Raw genomic sequence first — 17,320 nt, forward strand, 5'->3', positions numbered from 1 at the left:
AGACCCCGGACCGATGACCATGCTGGTGGACGAGACGGTACCGCCGCACAAGGCGGCCTACGACTTCTCCCTCTTCGAGGCGATGGAGTCGGAGGTGCGTTACTACTGCCGCAAGTTTCCGGTGGTGTTCGACCGGGCCCGGGGCGCCGAGCTCTACGCCGAGGACGGTCGGATGTTCACCGACTTCTTCTGCGGCGCCGGCACCCTGAACTACGGCCACAACCATCCCCACCTCAAGCGTCGCATCACGGAGTACCTCGCCAGGGACGGCGTGATGCACGGCCTGGACATGTACACCGTGGCGAAGCGGACCTTCCTGAGCCGGCTCCGCGAGCAGGTGCTGGCCCCGCGCGGGCTGGACCACAAGGTGCAGTTCTGCGGGCCGACCGGCACCGACGCGGTGGAGGCGGCGCTGAAGGTGGCCCGCCGGGCCACGGGACGCCGCGGCGTGGTCTCCTTCACCGGGGCCTACCACGGCATGTCCCGGGGGTCGCTGGCGGTCAGCGGTGGCCGCCGGGCCCGCGCCGCCGGGCAGGTGGGCACGGCGGACGTGACGTTCGTGCCGTACGAGGACGGTCCGGCGGGGCCCTTCGACTCGATCGACTACCTGGAGCGGATGCTGTCCGACCCGTCGTCGGGGCTGGACCTCCCGGCCGCCGTGATCGTCGAACCGTTGCAGATGGAGGGCGGGGTGTACCCGGCGTCGGCCGACTGGCTGCGCCGGCTGCGCGACCTGACCACCCGGTACGGCGTCCTGCTCATCTTCGACGAGATCCAGTCCGGCTGCGGACGCACCGGCACGTTCTTCTGCTTCGAACACGCCGGCGTGGTGCCGGACATCATCACCGTCTCCAAGGCGATCGGCGGGTACGGGCTGCCGCTGTCGCTGGTGCTGTTCCGGCCGGAACTCGACGTCTGGTCGCCGGGGGAGCACACGGGCACCTTCCGGGGCAACCAGCTCGCCTTCGTCGCCGGCGCCGCCGCCTGCGAACTCTGGGGCCAGGACGGATTCCGGACCACCGCCGCGGTCGGCGCCCGGCGACTGGAGCGCTTTGGTGCCGACCTGCGCGACAGCGAACCGGCGCTCGCCGTCCGGGGCCTGGGCATGGTCCTCGGCATCGACCTGCGGGCGGCCGGGGGCGCCGAGCGGGCCGATCGGATCCAGCGGCGCTGCTTCGAGACCGGGCTGATCGTCGAACTCTGCGGGCGCGACGACGAGGTGATCAAGGTGATGCCGCCGCTCACCATCGACCTCGCCCGGCTGGAGCGGGGCCTCGCCGTCCTGCACCGGGCCATCCGGGCCAGCTGACCGCCGCCCGCCACCGCGACCGTTCCTGGAGGATCCCGATGGACCGTCGTCCCCGCCGTCACCTGCTGTCCATCAAGGACCTCAGCGACGCCGACCTGCGGCACCTCGTGGCCCGCAGCGCCGACCACGCCGCCGGTCGGGTCGGGCCCGCCGACCAGTTGCGCGGCCTGGTCACCGCTGTCTACTTCCGCCGCACCTCGACCCGGACCCGTACCGCCTTCTCCAGCGGAGCCCTGCGGCTCGGCTCCCAGCTGATCAGCTACGGCCCCGGGGACCTGCAACTGAACACCGGCGAGACGGTCGAGGACACCACCCGGGTGCTGTCCGAGATGGTCGACCTGTTCGTCGCCCGGACCGCCGACCCGGTCGCCGAGCTGCGGGCGTTCGCCGGGCAGGACCGGATGGGGGTGATCAACGCGATGAGCGCCGAGGAGCACCCCACGCAGGCGCTGGCCGACCTGAGCACCATGACCGAGCGGTTCGGCCGGGTCGACGGGCTACGGGTGCTCTACGTGGGGGAGGGCAACAACACCGCCGCCGCGCTCGCGCTGGCCCTCAGCCGGTTCACCGGAACGCGGCTGCACCTGCGCACGCCGCCCGGGTACGGGCTGGACCCGGACGTCCTCGCCGCCGCCCGGGCGGCCGCCGCGCGGACCGGTTCGGCGGTCGCCGAGGCGCACCACATGGCGGACCTGCCGGAGGTTGACGTCGTCTACACCACCCGCTGGCAGACCACCGGCACCACCAAGCCGGACCCGGACTGGCGGCGCGTCTTCGCGCCGTTCCGGGTCGACGGGGCGCTGCTGGCGGCGAGCCCGGAGGCGGTGTTCATGCACGACCTGCCGGCGCACCGGGGCGAGGAGGTCACGGCCGGCGTGCTGGACGGTCCCCGCAGCATCGCCTTCGCTCAGGCGAGGCACAAGATGTCCAGCGCCCAGGCCGCGTTGGAGTGGTGCGCCGGGTGAGCCCGGCCGCGGCACCCGCCCGACCCGCACCACGGCCCCCGACGACGGCGGCGGCGGGAGCCCCGGCGAGCCGGTCGCCCTCGGGACGGGGTGCTGGTGGGCCACCTGGACAGCCGGGTGCGGCGCGGCTGGACCGTCGGCGGCATGGCCGAGGGTGCCGCGTGGCGGATCGTCCCAGGTCACCGGCGGTGCGCCGGCGCCGCCCAAATATGGGTACCGGTTACCCATGTGACCCCCTGCGGGCCGCCGGCACGATATCGGCGTGGACAGATCGGGGACGCGAAATGCGGCGGCGGTGGGCGGTGCGGGCGACGCCTGGTGGGCGCCCGGCCTCACGCTGGCCGAACGGGTACGGGCAGCCGACGACGGCGGGTCCGTCGTCGCCGACCCCGGGTCCGAGCACGCCGTGCGGCGGTTGCAGGACTGGCGTTCGGCGTACGAGCTGGGGACGACGGGGCAGTTCGCGCACCGCCTGGCGGCCCTGAGGATCACCGAGGGGCAGTTCCTGGCTCTCCTCGACCGACCGCCGGCGGCGCTGGCGGCCGGGTCGGCGGCGCCGGGCTGGGCCGAGTACACCGAGCGGGCGCTCGGCCTCGCCCCCGACGGCGCCGCCGACCCGACCCCGGACACCCCGTGGTCCGACGCGTTCGCCGGCGTGCTGGCGCCGTTCGTCGCGGCCGCCTGCGCCGACCTGCGGCAGCGGGTACGGGCTCCCGGTACGCCCGCGGTGGTGGACCTCGCCGCCGTGTACGCCGGGTTCGCCGACGCGCTCCGCGCCCGGCTGGTCTCGATGGCGTCGCGTACCTTCGTCCTGGAACTCAACGTCGCCCGCGCCGCCGGCCGGCTGGCGGGTCCCACGCCCGAGCACCGGTTCGCCGCCTTCGTGGCCGACCTCGCCCAGCGCGAGCGGCTGACGCGGGTGATGACGGACTATCCCGTGCTGGCGCGGATCCTGGCGACCGCCTGTCGGCACGCCGTCGAGGCGGCGGCCGAGCTGCTCGACCGGTTCGTCGCGGACCGGGCGGAGATCCTCCGGCGGTTGTTCGACGGCCACGATCCGGGCCCGCTGGTCGGGGTCGACGTGGCGGGGGACTCGCACGGGCACGGGCGGGCGGTGGCGCTCCTGCGCTTCGCCTCCGGCGCCCGGGTGGTCTACCGGCCGCGCTCGGTCGCCGTCCACGTGCACTTCAACGAGGTCCTGGACTGGCTCAACGGGTTGCTGCCGGAGCTGGAGCTGCGCAGGTTGACCGTGCTCGCCCGCGGTGGCTACGGGTGGATCGAGGTCGTCGATCGTGCCGCCTGCTCCGACGCCGCCCAGGTGGGCGCGTTCTACCGCCGGCAGGGGGTGCTGCTCGCGCTGCTGTACCTGCTGGGCATGACGGACATCCACCACGAGAACCTGATCGCCTGCGCCGACCAGCCCGTCCTCGTCGATGTCGAGACGCTGCTGCACCCCGACCTGCCCGTGCCGACCGCCGCGCCCGATCCCGCCGCCCGGGCGCTGCGGACGTCGGTGTACCGCACCGCCCTGCTGCCGCAGCCGCTCATCGGCGAACGCGGCCTGCTGGACATCTCCGGCCTGGGCGGCGACCCCGGCGCGCAGCAGCTCCGGGAGGTCGTCGAGTGGGCCGCTGCCGGCACCGACACGATGCACCTGGTACGTGGTGCCGCGCCCGTGCGGGCGGCCGAGAACCGCCCGACGCTGGACGGCGTCCCGGCCGACGCCGCCGGGTACACGGGCGAGCTGCTCGCCGGCTTCCGCGCCGGGTACCGCGCCATCGCCCGGCGGGCCGGCGACCTGACCGGCCCGGACGGCCTGCTCCGGCGGTTCACCGCCGACGAGCTGCGGGTCATCGCCCGGTCGACGCGGACCTACACCGTGCTGCTGAGCGAGTCCACCCATCCCGACGTGCTGCGCGACGCGCTCGACCGAGACCAGATCTTCGACCTGCTCTGGGCGGCCTCGGTGGACGACCCGGTACGCAACCGACTGGTGTCCCGCGAGATCGAACAGCTCTGGGACGGCGACGTCCCCCTGTTCACCTGCCGCCCGGACGACCGCGACCTGGCCGGGGGCGACGGCGTCGGATTCGTCGACGTGCTCGACGAGCCGGTGCTGACGACCGCGCTGCGCAGGATCGCCGCCATGGGCGCGGTCGACCAACGCGACCAGGAGTGGATCGTCCGGGCCGCGCTCGCCGGCCGACTCGGCGGGGCACGCCACGAGTGCGCGGAGCCGGCCCCCGTCCGGTGGGAGGCCACGGCACCGGACCCGGGCAGGCTGCTCACGGTCGCCTGCGGCATCGCCGACAAGATCATCTCGGACGCCTACGACGACGGCGTGTTCGCCAACTGGCTCGGCCTCGAACCGGTGGACGGCGGGCACAGCACGATCATGCCGCTGGGCGCGGGGCTGGGAAACGGATACCCGGGCACCGCCCTCTTCCTGGCCGAACTGGCCCGGCTGACGGACGTCGACCGCTACGCCGAGGCCGCCCGCAGGGCGGTGCGCCAACTTCCCGTGCTGCTCACCGCGATGCAGGCCCGGCCGCACCTGGCGGACACGGTCGGCAGCGGCGGGTTCACCGGCCTCGGGGGGATCGCCTACGCGGCGGCCCGGCTCGCCGACCTGCTCCGGGACGACGCGCTCGGCGACTCCGTCGAACCGGCGGTACGCCTCGCGGCGATCGCCGCCGCGACGGACCCCAACCCGGGCGTGCTCGACGGGCTGGCCGGCTGTCTCGCCGCGATGCTCGCCGTCAACGAGCTGACCGGCCTGCCGCTCGCCGCCGAGACGGCCCGCGACTGCGCCAAGCGGCTGCTGGCGGCAGTCCCCACGCTGCCCGCGCAGCCCGGCTTCGCCACCGGTACGGCCGGGATCGGCTGGGCCCTGCTGCGGTTCGCGCAGGCGGAGGGCGACGAGCGGTACGCCGAGGCCGGCAGCGCGATGCTGGCCCGTGCCGCCACCGGCCCGGTCCCGGACCCGTCGGCGCACTCGTGGTGCCACGGCGTGCCCGGAATCGCGGTCGCCATCGCCGACCAGGGCCGGCTGCTGGCAGACCCGGCGCTGGCCGCCTTCGTGGACCGCGCGGCGACCGCCGTGTCGAGATCGGGGCTGGTCGACGACCACAGCCTCTGCCACGGGGAGCTGGGTAGGCAGGAGATGCTGTCGGTCGCCGCCGCGCGCGGTCGCCGGGCCGCCGCCAGCGTCCGCTCCGACCAGGCCGGACAACTGGTCGCCGCGCTGGACCAGGCCGGCCCGAGATGCGGTGCCGCCGGCGGCGTGAGCGTCCCCGGCCTGCTGGACGGCCTGGCCGGGATCGGCCACGGACTGCTCCGTATCGGCTTCGCCGATCGAGTGCCCTCGGCACTGCTGCTGCATGCCGAGCCGACGACATCCGACGTGGTGTCGAGAACCAGATAGGGGGAAGATATGCGGAACGACCTGACTGTTCCTCGACCGGCGGGGGCGGCCGAGGAACCCGAGCCGGCCGACACTCACCCGGCGGGCGACATCAAGTTCAGCTTCCTGTGGCACGTCGGGAGGCGGTCGGGCATCCTGACCGGCCTGATGATCGCCGCGCCCGCCATCGCGGCCATCATCGACACCGGTGGTACTGGCGGTCACTCGTCGGAGTGAGTCCGACCGGGAGCGGCACCTTCCCGTGTCGTTTCATCGACAGCGGGCGCCCGTGTTCGACGCGGTAACGCGGGTGCCGCTCACGTTAGCCTGCGGGCATGCGCTTCTCCTCGCCGGTGGTGATCGGACGTGATGCCGAAATCCGCGCCGTCAACGCTCGACTGACGGCCACTCGGTCCTCGTCCGGCGGCACGATCTTCCTGATCGGCGAGGCGGGGATCGGCAAGACCCGGCTCGCGGAACACTGCGCGCACGCGGCGGCGGAGGCCGGTATGGAGCTGCTACGGGGCCGTAGCAGCTCCACCGGCCCCATCGTCCCGTTCCGCCCGCTGACCGAGGCGATCTTCTCGCTGTCGCGCACGGGCCGGCTGCCGGACAACACCGAGCTGGCGCCCTACCGCCCGGCCCTCGCCCGGCTCGTCCCCGAGTGGCGGGACCCCGCGGTGCCGGAACGGGTGGCCTCGATCGTCGAGCTGGCCGAGGCGGTCCTGCGGCTCGTCACCGCCGTGGCCGGGGGCCGGGGCTGCGTCCTCATCCTCGAGGACATCCACGACGCCGACGCCGAGACCCACGCCGTCGTGGAGTACCTGGTCGACAACCTCGCCGACCTGCCCATCCTGATGGTGGCCACCATGCGGCCGGGCAGCGGCCCCGCGACCGAGCTGGCCTGGGCCGCGGCTGTGCGTCGCTCCGCGACCGTCGTCGAACTCCACCCCCTGTCCGATCAGGAGGTCCACGAGCTCGCCGCCGCCTGCCTAAACACCGACGCCCTGCCCGCCGAGCTGACCGACCGGCTGGTACGCGACAGCGAGGGCAACCCGTTCGTCGCCGAGGAACTGCTCAACAGCATGATCGGCGCGCGCGCACTGGTCCGCGACGGCGACGGCTGGCAGTTCACCGACGACCCGGCCATCGCGTTGCCGAACACCGTCACGCTCAGCGTGACCCGCCGGCTGGCCGGCCTCGATCCGCAGGCGCGGACACTGCTGCACACCGCCGCGGTGCTGGGCCGGCGCTTCCCCGTGGCCGCGCTGCGGGCGGCGACCGGTCTCGAGGAGCGGGCCATGCTGAGCCATCTGCGCTCCGGCGTGGACGTCGAGGTCGTCATGCCCGACCGGTCGACGCCCGACTGGTACTCCTTCCGCCACGCGCTGACCGCCGACGCGATCCTGGCCATGCTCACCCCCGCCGAACGGTCCGCGCTGGCCAAACGCGCCGCCGACGCGCTGGAGTCGGCGTACGCCGGGCTGCCCGGACACTGGTGCCAGCTCGCGGCCGAACTCAGGCAGACCGCCGGGGACAACCACGCCGCGGGCCTGTTGTTCGCGGAGGCGGGCCGGCGGGCACTCGGCGACGGCGCCACCACGTCGGCCGTCACCCTGCTCGACCGCGCGTACCAGCTGATGTCCGACCCGCCCGACCCCGAGGCGCGCGCCGGCATTCTCGAGTCGCTGCTCAACGCCCTGGCCGAAGCCGGCCACGCGAACCGGGCGTTCGCCCTGGTCGACGACGCGACCTGGGTGAACGCCGTGACCCTCGGCGTCGAGCAGCACGTCAGCATCCGGACCCGGCTCGCCTGGGTCGCGGTCACGACCGGGCGGTGGGCCGACGGCGCGTCCCAGGTGCGCATCGCCCGGGCGGTCCTCGGCAGCAACCCGCCGCCGGGGCCGGCGGCCCGGGTGGACGTGGTCGAGGCGCACCTGATCTTCGGCGACGGTGACGGCTGCGGCCGGACCACGCAGGCCGAGCAGCTCGTGCTCCAGGCCCTGGCGGTGGCCGAACGGGTGCCGATGGCGGAGACGGCGTGCCAGGCGCTGCAACTCCTGGCCATGATCGCCCGGAGCCGGAGCTTCGACGAGGCGGAGTCCTACCTGACCAGGATGCTGGCGATGGCCGAGGAACACCGCCTGCCCCTGTGGCGCATCAACGCGCTGTTCCGGCTCGGGGTCAACCAGAGCATGCGCACCGGCGAGCAGACCCTGCTGCGCCAGGCGGAGCAGGCCGCGCAGCTGTCCGGCGCCATCATGATCGGGCAGAGCATCGAGGGCGTGTACGCGATCCGGGCCGTGATGCAGGGCGACTACCCGACGGGGGACGAGCTCGCCGCCCGGTGCGCCGCGGCGACCGCCCGGCTGCGCAACATCGACGACCAGCAGTTCGCGCTGGTGACGGCCGCCGCCTCCGCCGCCCACCGGGGACGACGGCGACTGATGGAGCAGCGGCTGGAGGAGTTCCGGGCGGTCGGTGGGGGAGAGTCCGGGCACGTTCCCCTCGCCTACGGCTTCTGCGAGGCCGTCTGCGCACTGCTGGAGGAGGACCGGCCGGCGGCGATCCGGGCCCTCGACCTGGCCCGCGCGTGGGAGGACGACCACCCGAACACCTACTACATGACGGGCCGCTTCGGACTGCGACCGCTGCTCGACGCGCTGGCCGGGTCGCTGGACCGCACCGGCATGGAGGCGGTGGCGCTGGCCCCGGGCGCGACCCTGCGCTGGAACCGGCAGTTCCTGCACCTGGCGAAGGCGGTGGTGTACGGGCGCGCGGGGCAGCGCGAGCGGGCCGCCACGGAGGTCGCGTTGGCCCTGGAGGCCGCGGCGCCGTACCGCATGTCGTACCACCTGGGGTTGCGTCTGGTCGCCGAGGCCGCGCTCGCCGACGGGTGGGGCGAGCCCGTCGCCTGGCTGAGGGCGGCGGAGGACCACTTCCACAACGTCGACGCGCCGGTGATCGCCGGGGCCTGCCGGGGCCTGCTCCGTCAGGCCGGCGCGTCGCTCGGGCAGCGGCGCTCCGGTCACGACCGCATCCCGGCCCGGCTGCGCGCCGTCGGGGTGACCGTCCGCGAGCACGAGGTGCTCGTGCTGCTCGCGAAGGGCCACGACAACCAGGATCTGGCCTCGCTGCTGCACCTCTCGCCACGTACGGTCGAGAAGCACGTCGCCAGCCTGCTGCTCAAGACCGGGCACGCGAACCGCAGGACGCTGCGCGACAGCGTGGACGAGCTGCTGCGGCCCGACAGCCGCTCCGGGAGCAGTCGGTGAACGGCCCCGACCGCCCGCCGGGCGGCCGGGGCCGCGTCGGTCGGAGGTGCGCGGGTTGAACCTCAGAAAAACTTGATCCGTTCCAAAATACTGGACTATGTTCGACACGTGACGCCCGACTTCGAGACCCAGCTGCGGGCGGTCTCGTTGCGCGTGACGCGGCCCCGGTTGGCGGTGCTCAGAGCGCTGCGTGACCACCCGCACGTCGACACCGACACGGTGATCGCCCTGGTGCGGGCGGACCAGCCCACGGTCTCCCACCAGGCGGTCTACGACGTGCTGCGCGCGCTCACCGACGCCGGTCTGGTGCGGCGCATCCAGCCCGCCGGGGCGACCGCCCGCTACGAGTCCCGGGTGGGCGACAACCACCACCATGTCGTGTGCCGCTCCTGCGGCGCGATCGCCGACGTCGAGTGCGCCGTCGGCCATGCACCCTGTCTCACTGCCTCCGACGACCGCGGCTTCGTGGTCGACGAGGCGGAGGTCGTCTACTGGGGCACCTGCCCCGACTGCGCGACCGAACGCACCGTTCAGTGAACCGCCAGTCCGGAAGGAAGCAGATGAGCGACACCCAGGACAATGGCCCCGTCAGCGCGCAGGGCGTGGACAAGAAGGAGGCGGCCGGTTGCCCGGTCGCGCACGACTCCGTGACCGCGCACGGCAGCGAGAGCGAGAACCCGGCGATCGACTCGCCGACGCCGAAGACCGGAGGCCGTCCGCGCACCAACCGGGACTGGTGGCCCAACCAGCTCGACCTCTCGGTGCTGCACGCCCACTCGTCGAAGGGCAACCCGCTGGGGGAGGACTTCAGCTACGCCAGGGAGTTCGCCAAGCTCGACGTCGAGGCCCTCAAGCAGGACATCGTCAAGGTCCTCACCACCTCGCAGGACTGGTGGCCGGCCGACTTCGGCCACTACGGCGGCCTGATGATCCGGATGAGCTGGCACGCCGCGGGCACCTACCGCATCGAGGACGGCCGCGGCGGCGCCGGCGACGGTGGCCAGCGGTTCGCCCCGCTCAACAGCTGGCCGGACAACGCCAACCTCGACAAGGCCCGCCGGCTGCTGTGGCCGGTGAAGCAGAAGTACGGCCAGAAGATCTCGTGGGCCGACCTGCTCGTGCTCGCCGGCAACGTCGCCCTGGAGTCGATGGGCTTCAAGACCTTCGGCTTCGCCTTCGGCCGGGAGGACGTCTGGGAGCCCGAGGAGATCTTCTGGGGCCCGGAGGACACCTGGCTCGGTGACGAGCGCTACGCCTCCGAGAAGGAGATGGTGACCGGCGTCGGGGCCACCGAGATGGGGCTCATCTACGTCAACCCGGAGGGCCCCCGCGGCAACGCGGACCCGCTCGCCGCGGCGCACTTCATCCGTGAGACCTTCGCCCGGATGGCGATGAACGACGAGGAGACCGTCGCCCTCATCGCCGGCGGCCACACCTTCGGCAAGACCCACGGCGCCGGCGTCGCCGACGACCACGTGGGCCCCGAGCCCGAGGGCGCCCCGCTGGAGTCGCAGGGCCTGGGCTGGCTGAGCACCTACGGCAGCGGCAAGGGCGGTGACACGATCACCAGCGGCCTGGAGGTGACGTGGACCGACGTGCCGACGCAGTGGAGCAACCGGTTCTTCGAGATCCTCTTCGGCTACGAGTGGGAGCTGACGACGAGCCCCGGCGGCGCGAAGCAGTGGGTCGCCAAGGACGCCGAGGCGATCATCCCGGACGCCCACGACCCGTCGAAGAAGCACAAGCCGACGATGCTCACGACCGACCTGTCGCTGCGCGTCGACCCGGCGTACGAGAAGATCTCGCGCCGTTTCCTGGAGAACCCCGACGAGTTCGCGCTGGCGTTCGCCAAGGCCTGGTACAAGCTGCTGCACCGCGACATGGGGCCGGTCGAGCGCTTCCTCGGGCCGTGGGTCCCGGAAGCCCAGCTGTGGCAGGACCCGGTGCCGGCCGTCGACCACGAGCTCGTGGGCGACGCCGACGTCGCCGCGCTCAAGGCGAAGGTCCTCGAGTCCGGTCTGACGACCGCGCAGCTGGTCTCCACCGCCTGGGCCTCGGCCGCCAGTTTCCGGTCCACCGACAAGCGCGGCGGCGCCAACGGCGCGCGGATCCGTCTCGAGCCGCAGCGCGGCTGGGAGGTCAACCAGCCCGAGCAGCTCGCGACGGTCCTGGAGGCCCTCGAGGGCATCCGGCAGGAGTTCAACTCCGCCGGCGGCGCGAAGATCTCGCTCGCGGACCTGATCGTGCTGGCCGGCTCGGCGGCCGTCGAGAAAGCGGCGCGCGACGCCGGCGTCGAGGTGACCGTGCCGTTCCGGCCGGGCCGCACCGACGCCACCCAGGAGCAGACCGACGTCGAGTCCTTCCGGGTGCTGGAGCCGCGCGCCGACGGGTTCCGCAACTACCTGCGTGCCGGCGAGAAGACCCAGCCGGAGGTGCTGCTCCTCGACCGCGCCTACATGCTCAACCTGACCGCGCCCGAGATGACCGTCCTCGTCGGCGGCCTGCGCTCCCTCGGGGCGAACGCCGGCGGCACTCGGCACGGCGTCCTCACCGACCGGCCCGGCCTGCTCACCAACGACTTCTTCGCCAACCTGCTCTCCCCGGGCACCCGGTGGAAGGCGTCGGAGTCCGCCGAGCACGTCTACGAGATCCGGGACCTGGCCAGCGACGAGGTGAAGTGGACCGCCACCGCGGTCGACCTGATCTTCGGCTCCAACTCCCAGCTGCGGGCCCTCGCCGAGGTCTACGCCAGCCAGGACGCGCGCGACAAGTTCGTCGCCGACTTCGTCGCGGCCTGGACCAAGGTCATGGAACTCGACCGGTTCGACCTCGTCTGACCCGGCTCCGGACGACGAGCCCCGGTCGATCGCTGGTGGATCGACCGGGGCTCGTCCGCCGTCGGGTCCGGTGACCGGGCGGGCGTCACCGCTGGTCCCTGTCCCGTCGAGGGCGGAGGCCGGGCGGCCCCTAGCATCACGGGGTGCGTGTGAAGTCGCTTGCCGCCCTACTCGTCCTGTCCGTCGCCGGGGCGGGCCTGCCCGCCTGCGGCAACTCCGCCGCCGACGGCGGCCCGCCCCCGGCCCCGCCAGCCGCGGCGACGCCGGCCGGTGGGGCCGAGGCGAGCAGCCCCGGGGCCGCCCCGACGGCCCGTTCCGGACTCGGCGGACCTTCCGCGAGCGCCAGCCCGGGGCGCGCGACGAAGGCGGGGACCCTGAAGGCCGGCAACCCGGACGGCGGCGCGGCCGTGCCGGCGGAGGCGCGCGCCGTCGACACGTCGAGGCCGACCCGGACGATCGGCAGTGGCACCGCCGCCAGTTGCACCTCGGCCGCGGTGGTGAAGGCGGTCGCGGCCGGCGGCGTCATCACGTTCGACTGCGGGCCGCAACCGGTGACGATCAAGATGACGGCCACCGCCAAGGTCCGCAACGCCAACGGTCCCAGGGTGGTGCTGGACGGCGGCGGCAAGGTCACCCTCAGCGGCCAGGGGCAGCGGCGGATCCTCTACATGAACACCTGCGACAGCGCGCAGGGCTGGACCACCTCGCACTGCCAGAACCAGGACCACCCCCAGCTCACCGTGCAGAACCTGACCTTCGCCGACGGCAACTCCACCGGCGAGCGCACCGAGGGCGGCGGCGGTGGGGCGATCTTCGTCCGGGGCGGCCGGTTCAAGGTGGTCAACTCGCGCTTCGTCCGCAACCGCTGCGACCGGACCGGCCCCGACCTGGGCGGCGCGGCCATCCGGGTACTCAGCCAGCACGAGAACAAGCCCGTGTACGTGGTCGGCAGCACGTTCGACGGCGGCGTCTGCGCCAACGGCGGCGCCCTGAGCAGCATCGGCGTCACCTGGGCGGTGCTGAACAGCGTCCTGCGCGGCAACCGGGCGGTCGGCACCGGGGCCAACCCGGCCAGGCCCGGCACACCGGGCGGCGGCAGCGGCGGGGCGATCTACTGCGACGGCAACGAGTTCACCGTCCGGATCGCCGGCACCGTCATCGAGGGCAACGAGGCGAACGAGGGTGGCGGGGCCGTCTTCTTCGTCAGCAACGACCGCACCGGCACCATGCGGATCGAGAACTCGACCCTGCGCCGCAACCCGAGCAACGGCTTCGAGACGCGCGGCTACCCCGGCATCTTCTTCCTCGGCGCCCGCAACCCGACGCTGACCGGTTCCAGGCTGAGCTGACCCCCACCGCCCCGGGTCGGTCGATGAGGTTGGGCACGGCGCAGGCCCGGCCCTAGGATCGGGTCATGGGACGGACCGACCGCGCCAGCCGGGTGATCGCGGCACCACCGGCGACCGTCTACGGCGCCCTGCTCGACCGGGAGGCGCTCGAGGCGTGGCTGCCGCCGGACGGCATGCGCGGGCGGATCGAGCGGTGGGATCCCCGGCCCGGAGGCGGGTTCCGGATGGTCCTGACCTACCTCGACGCCGCCGACAGCCCCGGCAAGACGTCGGACGCGACGGATGTCGTCGACGTCGGGTTCGCCGCCCTGGTGCCATCCGAGCACGTGGTGCAGCGGGCGGTGTTCGAGGCCGACGACCCGGCGTACGCGGGCACCATGACGATGACCTGGCACCTCGCGGCCACCGGCGCGGGGACCGAGGTGACCGTCACCGCCACGGACGTACCACGCGGTATCGACCAGGCGGACCACGAGGCCGGGATCGCCTCCTCGCTGGCCAACCTGGCGTCGTACGTGGAAGCGGCTGACTGAGGTCGTCGCGGGGGAGGATCGCCGTACTCGGTGCTCACCGGCCGGGTCGGTAGGCTCCGACAGTGGAGAGCAGTCGAGGGCGGATCGTGGTTCAGATGTTGTTGGATGCTGCGGAGAACGCCTCGCCGGTCGAGGCGGTGGAGGCGGTCACGCGAGGGCTCGGCGCGGCGCTGGGGGCACGTACGATCGCGTTCCTCATCGCGGACCTCAGCGGCCGGGCGCTGGTCCGGTTGGCCCACGTGCCGCTCGACGGCGCCGGTGCGGGACGCCGGGACGGCGACGAGGCCGCCACGGTGATGCCGTTCGACGGTGGCCCCGCCGAGCAGGCGCTGCGCACCCAGGCGGTGCAGGTTCTCGCGCAGCCGGACGGGTGGACGGTGTTGGCGCCCGTGACCGAGCGCGGCGAGGCGATGGGCCTGCTCGAGATGGTCCTGCCGGACGAGCCCGATGCGCGAACGCTGGAGGAGATCGCCCGCACGGCGCACGTGTTGGCGTTCGTGGTGATCGCCAACCGGCGGTACACCGACCTGTTCGAGTGGGGGCAACGGACGACCCCGTTCACTCTCTCCGGGGAGATCCAGCGCCGCCTGCTGCCCGCCTCGTTCACGTGTGAGGCCAGCGCGTTCACCCTGTCCGGCTGGCTCGAACCCGCCGCCAGCATCGGCGGGGACACCTTCGACTACAGCCTCGCCCGCGACGTGCTGCACTTCAGCGTCACCGACGCGATGGGCCACGGGGTGGCCAGTGCGCTGACGGCCACGCTGGGCGTGGGCAGCCTGCGCAACAGCCGCCGCCGCGGGGCTGGCCTGGTGGAGCAGGCCGACGCTGCGAACGCCGACGTGGCCGCTCACGCCAGCGTGCCCGGCAGTTACGTCACGGCGGTCCTCGGCCGTCTGGACCTGCGCGCGGGGGTGTGCGCGCTGCTCAACGCCGGGCACGTGCCGCCGCTGCTGGTGCGCGACGGGGACACCCGGGCGCTGTCGCTACCGGCCAACTTCCCCCTCGGCATGTTCGCCGAAGCCAGTTACGGCGCAGGCGAGGTCACGCTGCGACCGGGCGACCGTCTGGTGGTGATCACCGACGGGATGCGGGAGCGCAACGCCGCCAGCCTGGACCTTCCGGCCCACTTGCGGTCGATCGCCGGGCTGCATCCGCGCGAGGCCGCCCGGGCGTTGGCGGATGCCGTGCTCGAGGTCAGCGGGCCGACTCTGGCCGACGATGCCACGCTGTTCATCCTCGACTGGCACGGCGGGCACAGCGAGGACCGGAGCACCAGCGCCGGCGCCGACCAGGCACGTGCCAGCGGCGCGCTGCCCGACTGACTACCGGCCCGTCGCGTCGTGCCCGGACGGCAGATCGGCCTCGGCCGCCTGCACGCTGTCGTAGATGTCGATCACGCGGTCCACCGACGTGACCGTCAGGACGCTCCGCACGGCGGGCTGCACCGCGGCGAGGCAGAGCCGACCGCCGGCGTCACGCAACGCCTTGAACATCACCACCAGCGCGCCCAGCCCGCTGGAGTCCATGAACCCCACCTCGGCCAGGTCCACCACCACCTGGCGGTCACCGGCGTCGACCAACCGTTGCAGACCCTCACGCAACTGCGGGGACGTCGCCAGGTCCAGCTCGCCGCGCACCTCGAGCACGGTGCAACCACGGCCCGGCCGGACCGACAACAGCAGTGCCATGACAGCCTCCCCACGCCGATGATCCCCGCTCACCCTATGCTGCCGGGTGCGGACCGCCGCCGGCCGGCGTGCGTCGCGCCGACACGCCCGGCCGTTTGACCGCGGCAACTCCGGGTAGTGCTGATCACCGCGGAAGCGTCCCGCCCCGAGTTGTGGCACAGTAGTCCGGCGCGGTCACCCAGCGGGGAGGAGGAACGGCGCGATGCGCGTAACCACGACGTTCTCACTCCCGCGTCGACCGTCCTCGGTGACCCGCGCCCGGCACGTACTCGCCACCCTGCTGAGCCTCACCGACACCGCCGAGGACTCCCGTGGTCACCTCGCCGTGCTGATCACCGAGGCGTGCACCAACGCGGTGCTGCACGCGGACGCCGACAGCAGCGTCGACATCACCATCGTGATCGACGACGACGTCTGCCTGCTCGAGGTCGGCAACCGCGGCAGCATCCCCGACGGCGCCGGGCTCGACGCCGCACTGCCCGCCCCGCTCACCGTCGGCGGTCGCGGACTGCCCCTGATCACCGCGCTGGCCGACACGGCCGCCTTCGTCGCCGGGCCATCGGACCAGGTGCTGCTACGCGTCACCAAACACCTCACCGGCGTACGGACGTCGCCGGTCGCCTGACCGCCGTCGACGGCCGGCCACGGCCCGCCGGATCGTCCGGGACATCGCCGACCGGCACGCGCGGATCGTCCCGTCCCCGGTCGGGTTGGTGACCTCATGCTTGCCGTGCGTGACCGGATGGTCGAGGGTCGAACCCTGCTCACATCCGTCGCACATGTGCCGAGGAGTCCCATGCAGCCGTTCGACCTGACCAGTGGCGACCAGATCCTCCTCCAGCCCGCGCTGGCGAACAACGTCAGCGGGATGAACCTCTCCGTACGCACCGATCTCGGCACCCGCGTGGAGGCGTGGCGGGCGGCGCCCACCGTCACCGGTGACCAGAGGTTCTTCTGCCACGGCTACTCGCTGGGCACCTTCGGGACGCACAGGTACACCGTCTGGGGCGACTTCCTGCCGCAGGTGCTGGCCGACGAGTACCAGACACTCGGGCGGATCGACAACGCGCGCAACGTCGCGGCCAGGGACGTGCTGGTCTGGTGGCTGGGGGGCACGGACGCGTACCACTCCGCGGTGGTGGAGCAGCCGGCGTTCCTGCCCACCGGCGCCCTGGACCCGGCGCACACCAGGGTCAGCTCGAAGACCGGCACCGGCCCGCTGTGGATCGGTGTGTTGGCCGAGGACGTGAAGCAGCAGTACCGCTCCGCGGCGTACATCGAGGTGTACCGCCGCAACCAGTGAGGCGCGGCGCGGGGCGGTCGGACCTCCGGCCGTCCCGCGCCTCCTTGCCCAGATAGAGGTACGCCGATTGACAAAGTTTGGAATCCAAACTTAATCTGCGGTTCGCGATCGGGTGCGGCCGCGTTCGTGGTGGCGCCTGCCGCGAGCCCGTCCCAGCGGCACCCCAGGCGAGGAGCGTCATGGCCGAGATGCGAGGCACGACGAGAAGAACCCGATGGCGGCTGAGCCTGTTCACCGGCGCCCTCACCCTGCTGTTGGTGAGCCTCGGCCTGACGTTCGCGGTGAGCGCGCACGCGGCGGCCGGCTGCCGGGTGGCGTACTCGGCCAACCAGTGGCCCGGCGGCTTCACCGCGAACGTGGCCGTGACCAACCTCGGTGACCCGATCAACGGTTGGCGGTTGACCTGGACGTTCCCCTCCGGGCAGCAGGTGACCTCGGCGTGGAACGCCAACGTCACCGCCGCCGGCGCCAACGTCACCGCCGCCGGCGCCAACGTCACCGCCGCCGGCGCCAACGTCACCGCCACCGACGTCGGCTACAACGCCGCCATCGGCACCAACGCCACGGTGTCCTTCGGCTTCAACGGCTCCTGGTCGGGCGCGAACACCGCCCCCACGTCGTTCGCCCTCAACGGCGTCACCTGCACCGGCGGCGTCGG

At 73.1% G+C, this 17,320-nt stretch carries 14 protein-coding genes; 13 read left to right on the plus strand and 1 reads right to left on the minus strand.

The window, feature by feature from the left end; all coding sequences use genetic code 11:
* Nucleotides 1–13 precede the first annotated feature (13 nt).
* The 10 genes from F6X68_RS09230 (at nt 14) to F6X68_RS09275 (ending at nt 14,993) form a co-directional block, all read left to right on the plus strand.
* On the plus strand, nt 14–1,309 hold the full coding sequence (locus F6X68_RS09230) for an aspartate aminotransferase family protein (protein ID WP_151453862.1): 1,296 nt from the start codon (nt 14–16) through the stop codon (nt 1,307–1,309).
* Between the two features lie 38 nt (nt 1,310–1,347).
* Nucleotides 1,348–2,274 carry an ornithine carbamoyltransferase gene (locus F6X68_RS09235; protein ID WP_151453863.1) on the plus strand — a complete coding sequence of 309 codons (927 nt, stop codon included), beginning with the start codon at nt 1,348–1,350 and terminating at the stop codon, nt 2,272–2,274.
* 262 nt (nt 2,275–2,536) lie between these two features.
* The gene (locus F6X68_RS09240; RefSeq protein WP_192581339.1) at nt 2,537–5,698 is read left to right on the plus strand and encodes a type 2 lanthipeptide synthetase LanM family protein; all 3,162 of its coding nucleotides are present in this window, start codon (nt 2,537–2,539) and stop codon (nt 5,696–5,698) included.
* Nucleotides 5,699–5,707: 9 nt separating this feature from the next.
* Entirely contained in the window at nt 5,708–5,914 is a 207-nt protein-coding gene (locus F6X68_RS09245) for a hypothetical protein (protein WP_132240586.1), read from the plus strand.
* A gap of 98 nt (nt 5,915–6,012) precedes the next feature.
* Nucleotides 6,013–8,952 (plus strand): LuxR family transcriptional regulator, encoded by a 2,940-nt coding sequence (locus F6X68_RS09250; RefSeq protein ID WP_151453865.1) that lies wholly within the window; start codon nt 6,013–6,015, stop codon nt 8,950–8,952.
* 108 nt (nt 8,953–9,060) lie between these two features.
* Nucleotides 9,061–9,489, plus strand: a complete 429-nt coding sequence (locus F6X68_RS09255) for a Fur family transcriptional regulator (RefSeq protein ID WP_132240588.1) — start codon at nt 9,061–9,063, stop codon at nt 9,487–9,489.
* A 23-nt stretch (nt 9,490–9,512) separates the two neighbouring features.
* On the plus strand, nt 9,513–11,789 hold the full coding sequence (gene katG / locus F6X68_RS09260) for a catalase/peroxidase HPI (protein ID WP_151453866.1): 2,277 nt from the start codon (nt 9,513–9,515) through the stop codon (nt 11,787–11,789).
* A gap of 143 nt (nt 11,790–11,932) precedes the next feature.
* The gene (locus F6X68_RS09265) at nt 11,933–13,138 is read left to right on the plus strand and encodes a hypothetical protein (RefSeq protein WP_151453867.1); all 1,206 of its coding nucleotides are present in this window, start codon (nt 11,933–11,935) and stop codon (nt 13,136–13,138) included.
* Between the two features lie 65 nt (nt 13,139–13,203).
* A complete protein-coding gene (locus tag F6X68_RS09270) occupies nt 13,204–13,671 on the plus strand; it encodes an SRPBCC family protein (protein ID WP_151453868.1) in 468 nt (155 codons plus the stop codon).
* A 95-nt stretch (nt 13,672–13,766) separates the two neighbouring features.
* Nucleotides 13,767–14,993 carry a PP2C family protein-serine/threonine phosphatase gene (locus F6X68_RS09275; RefSeq protein WP_151453869.1) on the plus strand — a complete coding sequence of 409 codons (1,227 nt, stop codon included), beginning with the start codon at nt 13,767–13,769 and terminating at the stop codon, nt 14,991–14,993.
* Here F6X68_RS09275 and F6X68_RS09280 read toward each other — a convergent pair whose 3' ends face one another.
* Entirely contained in the window at nt 14,994–15,359 is a 366-nt protein-coding gene (locus F6X68_RS09280; RefSeq protein ID WP_151453870.1) for an STAS domain-containing protein, read from the minus strand. It abuts the gene before it with no gap.
* Nucleotides 15,360–15,561: 202 nt separating this feature from the next.
* On the opposite strand from F6X68_RS09280, the gene F6X68_RS09285 reads away from it, so the two are divergent.
* From F6X68_RS09285 to F6X68_RS09295, 3 genes are all read left to right on the plus strand, one after another.
* A complete protein-coding gene (locus F6X68_RS09285; RefSeq protein ID WP_151453871.1) occupies nt 15,562–15,984 on the plus strand; it encodes an ATP-binding protein in 423 nt (140 codons plus the stop codon).
* Nucleotides 15,985–16,155: 171 nt separating this feature from the next.
* Nucleotides 16,156–16,662 carry a hypothetical protein gene (locus F6X68_RS09290; protein ID WP_151453872.1) on the plus strand — a complete coding sequence of 169 codons (507 nt, stop codon included), beginning with the start codon at nt 16,156–16,158 and terminating at the stop codon, nt 16,660–16,662.
* Nucleotides 16,663–16,841: 179 nt separating this feature from the next.
* On the plus strand, nt 16,842–17,320 hold a 479-nt coding region (locus tag F6X68_RS09295), incomplete at its 3' end, for a cellulose binding domain-containing protein (protein ID WP_225852102.1).

It is taken from the genome of Micromonospora sp. AMSO12t (genome assembly GCF_008806585.1).
Lineage (GTDB): Bacteria > Actinomycetota > Actinomycetes > Mycobacteriales > Micromonosporaceae > Micromonospora > Micromonospora reichwaldensis.

Bases quoted from the DNA above. Each gene is read 5' to 3' on its own strand.
- F6X68_RS09230 (WP_151453862.1), top strand. From the start codon at position 14: ATGACCATGCTGGTGGACGAGACGGTACCGCCGCACAAGGCGGCCTAC.
- F6X68_RS09235 (WP_151453863.1), top strand. From the start codon at position 1,348: ATGGACCGTCGTCCCCGCCGTCACCTGCTGTCCATCAAGGACCTCAGC.
- F6X68_RS09245 (WP_132240586.1), top strand. From the start codon at position 5,708: ATGCGGAACGACCTGACTGTTCCTCGACCGGCGGGGGCGGCCGAGGAA.
- F6X68_RS09250 (WP_151453865.1), top strand. From the start codon at position 6,013: ATGCGCTTCTCCTCGCCGGTGGTGATCGGACGTGATGCCGAAATCCGC.
- katG (WP_151453866.1), top strand. From the start codon at position 9,513: ATGAGCGACACCCAGGACAATGGCCCCGTCAGCGCGCAGGGCGTGGAC.
- F6X68_RS09270 (WP_151453868.1), top strand. From the start codon at position 13,204: ATGGGACGGACCGACCGCGCCAGCCGGGTGATCGCGGCACCACCGGCG.
- F6X68_RS09275 (WP_151453869.1), top strand. From the start codon at position 13,767: ATGTTGTTGGATGCTGCGGAGAACGCCTCGCCGGTCGAGGCGGTGGAG.
- F6X68_RS09280 (WP_151453870.1), bottom strand. From the start codon at position 15,359: ATGGCACTGCTGTTGTCGGTCCGGCCGGGCCGTGGTTGCACCGTGCTC.
- F6X68_RS09285 (WP_151453871.1), top strand. From the start codon at position 15,562: ATGCGCGTAACCACGACGTTCTCACTCCCGCGTCGACCGTCCTCGGTG.
- F6X68_RS09290 (WP_151453872.1), top strand. From the start codon at position 16,156: ATGCAGCCGTTCGACCTGACCAGTGGCGACCAGATCCTCCTCCAGCCC.